Genomic DNA, 315 nt, shown 5'->3' with positions numbered 1-315 from the left:
GTCTAATAGCCGCTTCTTGTGACAATTCTGCCACTTTTGATGATAGTCATTATCTGCTTTGCTTGGGGAATAATTACCTGCACAACGTTTTAACTCCCGTGAAATAGTGCTTGGATTTCGCCCCAGCCGTAACGCAACAGCCCGGATAGATAACCCCTTAGCTCGTAAAAACATAAGTATTTCACGTTCTTTTATAGTAAGATGTTTATAGCTCATACCGGATACCTCGAATTGTTTGATTTGGTCGTTAAACATATTCTACCCGGTATGGGTTTATTTTTTTACTTTGTGTTGCATTTCAATTGTAAATTCGCC

General features: G+C 39.0%; 1 protein-coding gene. It reads right to left on the bottom strand.

The annotated features are described in order from the left end of the window. On the bottom strand, positions 1 to 216 hold a 216-nt coding region (locus MMY95_RS15750), incomplete at its 3' end, for a helix-turn-helix domain-containing protein (RefSeq protein WP_241277838.1). Between the last annotated feature and the right edge of the window lie 99 nt (positions 217 to 315).

Source organism: Lactiplantibacillus sp. ME-2 (assembly GCF_022549155.1).
GTDB classification, from domain to species: Bacteria; Bacillota; Bacilli; order Lactobacillales; family Lactobacillaceae; genus Lactiplantibacillus; species Lactiplantibacillus plantarum.
The sequence above is the reverse complement of the archived record's forward strand: the minus strand, read 5'-3'. Positions and strand labels throughout refer to the sequence as shown.